The organism is Micromonospora maritima, from assembly GCF_902825405.1.
Lineage (GTDB): Bacteria > Actinomycetota > Actinomycetes > Mycobacteriales > Micromonosporaceae > Micromonospora > Micromonospora maritima.
Genome location: NZ_CADEAU010000836.1, coordinates 1 through 1452 on the forward strand (window position 1 = coordinate 1; position 1452 = coordinate 1452).

1 protein-coding gene and 2 pseudogenes are annotated in these 1452 nt (G+C 74.1%); 1 reads left to right on the forward strand and 2 read right to left on the reverse strand.

The features are described 5' to 3' along the window. Nucleotides 1-501 (reverse strand): annotated as a pseudogene (locus HUW36_RS32795) (hypothetical protein); the annotation flags it as partial. Between the two features lie 205 nt (nucleotides 502-706). Between HUW36_RS32795 and HUW36_RS32800 the strand changes: the two are divergent. Further along, on the forward strand, nucleotides 707-1222 hold the full coding sequence (locus HUW36_RS32800; protein ID WP_174531579.1) for an SRPBCC family protein: 516 nt from the start codon (nucleotides 707-709) through the stop codon (nucleotides 1220-1222). A gap of 13 nt (nucleotides 1223-1235) precedes the next feature. On the opposite strand, the pseudogene HUW36_RS32805 reads toward HUW36_RS32800, so the two are convergent. Beyond that, nucleotides 1236-1452 (reverse strand): annotated as a pseudogene (locus HUW36_RS32805) (DUF2786 domain-containing protein); the annotation flags it as partial.

The window sequence follows — 1452 nt, forward strand, 5'->3', positions numbered from 1 at the left end:
GACCCCCGAGCCGGCGGCGAACTCGGCCGCGGTCTGCTCGGCCGGCCGGACCGCCGATGCGGTGACCTCGGCCGCCGCCCGGTCCACGACCGGGGCGCCGAGCCGCTCGGCCGTGCGGTGCACGTCCTCGACCGTCGCCCCGACGGAGCGGGCCAGCGCGTCGATCAGGTGCGGGTTCCGGTCGATGGTGGTCAGCGCCCGGTCCAGGATCTGCACCAGCTTCTCCAGCCGGACCTTGAGCAGGGCCTCGGCCCGCACCCCGGTGATGTCCAGCTCGACACCCTCCAGGTGCACCCGGACACCCGCGTCGAGTTGGAGCAGGTTCGCCAGCCGGGCCCGCAACGACAGGTCCGCGTCCAACCCGTCGACCGTCAGCCGGATCTCATCGACCGACAGCTCCGGCACGTCGAGCAGGACGTCCGGCTCCGGCCCGCCGCCGATGTCCTGGTCCGGCCGCTCCTTCGGCTCCGGTACGCGTTCGCTGGCTCGGCTGTCGCTCATGCTCCCCGCTCCCCCGTCGGCCGGTCCGTCCGGTCCGGGTCAGCGGCGGTTACCCGCTTTGCGGTACGGCATCCGTCGCCGCGGCCGGCTTCGGGACATCGACGATCACGCCCTTCCCGGCTGTCGGAAACCCGGGTTCCCGCTGTCCGGAAGCGGGCGCGACGAAAGCTGCACAGCGGGACATGAGCCGGTATGGTCCGGGCCTATGGGACAGGAGATGGCCGATCCGGATGAGGTCCGGCAGGAATCCGACCGCTTCTCCCTCCGCAGCAGCCTTTTGGTCCCGGTGCCCGTGGAGCGGGCGTACGCCGTCTTCACCGGCGCGCTGGCCGACTGGTGGGTCCGCGAATACACCTGGTCCGGGCCGGAGGCACTGGCCGGCCTCGGCATCGAGCCACGAGCCGGCGGCATGCTCTACGAGATCGGCCCCTACGGCTTCCGCAACGACTGGGGTCGCGTGCTGACCTGGGACCCGCCCCGGCGGCTGGTCTTCACCTGGCAGATCGGGCCGGACCGGGTGCCGGTGCCGGACCCGGCGCGGGCCAGCGAGGTGGAGGTTCTCTTCCATCCCGAAGGCGACGGATCGACCCGGGTGGACGTGGAACACCGCTACTTCGACAGGCACGGCACGGCCGCCGAGGGCTACCGCCAGGCGCTCACCGCGGGCTGGCACGAGCTGCTCTGCCGCTACCTGGCGACGGCCGCGCGCACCGGGGGCTGACCCCGGCCGAGGGTCAGCCGACGATGCCCCGACTCGGGTCCGGGCCGGTCAGCCCCGTACCGCCCAGGTCGGCCCGTCGGCCGGCGGCCGCACCGGAGCCGTAGCCTCCACCGCCGAGCCGGCGGCGCGGGGCGGTACGCAGTCGCGGGTACACCTCGGCGAGCCGCCGCTGGACGCGGTCGGAGCGGTCGGCGAGCACCAGCGCCACCGACGGCTCCCCGGCCTCGGCG